Consider the following 2363-nt stretch of genomic DNA (forward strand, 5'->3'; position numbering starts at 1 on the left):
GGGTAGACATGGACACGCAGCGCCGTCGCGTCGATCGCTGGTGCACCGACTACCGCGCCCTGGCCTCGCGTCACCGCGACGCCGACGGCCGCGTGCCGCAGCACAGCTTTTTCTATCCCGAAGAAGAATACGTGGAGGAGCACCTCGACAAGATCGAGTCGCTCTGTGCCGATGGCTACGGCGAGATCGAGATCCACCTCCACCACGACAACGACACGCCGGAAAACTTCGTCGCCACGATCGATCGTTTCAACCGGCTGCTGCACGACAAGCACAACGCGTTGCCGCGCGACCCGGTGACTGGCCAGCTGCGTTTCGCCTTTATCCACGGCAACTGGTGCCTGGATAACTCACGCGCGGATGGCCGCTGGTGCGGTATCAACAACGAATTGATCCTGTTGCGCGAGCTTGGTTGCTACGCCGACTTCACTCTGCCTTCGGCGCCTAGCGATACGCAGACGCGAATGTCGAATGCCATCTACTACGCCACCGACGACCCGCATAAGTGCAAGTCGCACGATACCGGCGTACGCATGCGTGTCGGCGGCGAGCCGTCGGGCGACCTGCTGATCGTCCAGGGCGTGCTCGGCCTGAACTGGAAGAGCCGCCGCTTCGGCATCATCCCGCGCATCGAGAACTCCGATATCCGCCGTGGCTCACCGCCCACGCCGTCTCGCGTGGACCAATGGGTGCGTACGGGTATCCATGTCGAAGGCCGGCCGGAGTGGACCTTCATCAAGATCCACACCCACGGCACGCAAGAGGGCGACATGGACACCCTCCTCGGCCAGCCTGTCGACGCCATGCACGATTACCTGGAGTCGACGTACAACGACGGCTGCGACTACGTCCTGCACTACGTCACCGCCCGAGAGATGTACAACATCGCCAAGGCCGCCGAAGCCGGCATGACCGGCGACCCCGGCCGCTACCGCGACTTCGAGCTCCCCAAACCCGGCAAAGCGGCTATCGCACCTGTAGGAGCCGATTCATCGGCGATCCTGCGGCAGCGGGAAAACGCCGTCGCAAACCCACTGCCGCAGTAACTCCGCACGACCACGCGACCACCCTAATTTGGTCTCTGCACGTCGCGAATGTGGCCGCAGGCCGAGCCCGTGCACTCCTTCGGACAGTACTGATTCGCGCAAGCCCTCAGACGAGGATCTTGCGGGCCAGGCTGGCGCTTGCCCGTGCACCATTCGTAATCCTCGGTATTTTCCTTGAAGCCGTCGCAATACTCCGAAAAATTAGGGTTCCTCGTATAGGAAACGCCGTCATGGATAATGGTTGCGATGGGGGAACCTGGCGAATTCGCATGTACAAAGACAGTCGGCTTGCTCGCACTACCTCCCCCAAGCAACAAATCAACACGTTCATCTAGATCCCTGAACTTTGCCAAAGATGAGTAAGTGTGAAACTTAAAATCAAGATCCACATCTTCCGACATAGGCACGTCCCCATCGATACCGTCGCGAAAATTCTCATACGCGCATCCGGACAGCTTATCGAAGGTCTTAGACGCGACATAAACTCGCTCGGTACCTTCTTCGAAAAATTCCCCATGCACCTTACGATCGTCAGCAGGTGTGGATGCGTCTTTCTCCCAATTCACTTTTTTCAGGCACTCAGGCGTGCTGTCCACGCTCGTAGATATATCGGCGACGGACGAAAGCGAAAAGAATACGCACAAAAAAAACAATACAACCTGGCTTCCGTGCTTCTTCATAACAGCTCCTTTTCAAATCTCGTGCAATGGACCCCCCTTGCCAAAGCATAAGTTCATTCATGCACCAAGCGATGATTTCTCGCAGAGCAAAGAATGATTTCAATTTTGAGCCCCTATCCTAATTTAGGGGAATGGTTTCCGATTTAGCCCATAGAAGTTAAACGACTTCGAACTCCCCAAATCCTGCTGTTGTAGGAGCCGATTCATCGGCGATGGGGGTTACGACACGGTTTGGATCGCCGATGAATCGGCTCCCACCGAGCGAGAGCCACACGTTACGGCTGGCCAAACCGAAGCCGCGTATCCGCGACACTAAAATCGCAATACTCATTCTCGCAGCCGATCAGCTTCGGATCGTGCGTCGCAGGCCCACGCGCGCCCGTACACAACGCATAACGAACCGCATCCGTCTTGAGCTCGTCACACGCTCCGGGATACTGAGGCGACCTTACGTAGATAAGCCCCCGGTGGACGATCCTTCCTGCCGGTCCGCCAGACGCGACACCCACTTGCACCAGGCAGCCCGCGAGCTCGTCGAATGCCTCCGCGGAGATAAAAATCTCATCCGGATCGTCCTGGGCGCCAAACGCCGTCGCCTTCCAGTCCACCTTTCTGAGGCAGCCGGATGCCTTATCCC

3 protein-coding genes are annotated in these 2363 nt (G+C 58.1%); 1 reads left to right on the forward strand and 2 read right to left on the reverse strand.

Annotation, left to right across the window (positions count from 1 at the left end; all coding sequences use genetic code 11):
* Positions 1-1046: hypothetical protein (locus tag AC1DT2_RS20855; RefSeq protein ID WP_477298461.1), on the forward strand; the 1046-nt coding region annotated here is incomplete at its 5' end.
* A gap of 23 nt (positions 1047-1069) precedes the next feature.
* On the opposite strand, the gene AC1DT2_RS20860 is transcribed toward AC1DT2_RS20855, so the two are convergent.
* Entirely contained in the window at positions 1070-1726 is a 657-nt protein-coding gene (locus AC1DT2_RS20860; RefSeq protein WP_477298462.1) for a hypothetical protein, read from the reverse strand.
* Positions 1727-2001: 275 nt separating this feature from the next.
* The coding region (locus AC1DT2_RS20865) for a hypothetical protein (RefSeq protein WP_477298464.1) at positions 2002-2363 on the reverse strand (362 nt) is incomplete at its 5' end.

Source organism: Luteibacter sp. P4_E6 (assembly GCF_056401535.1).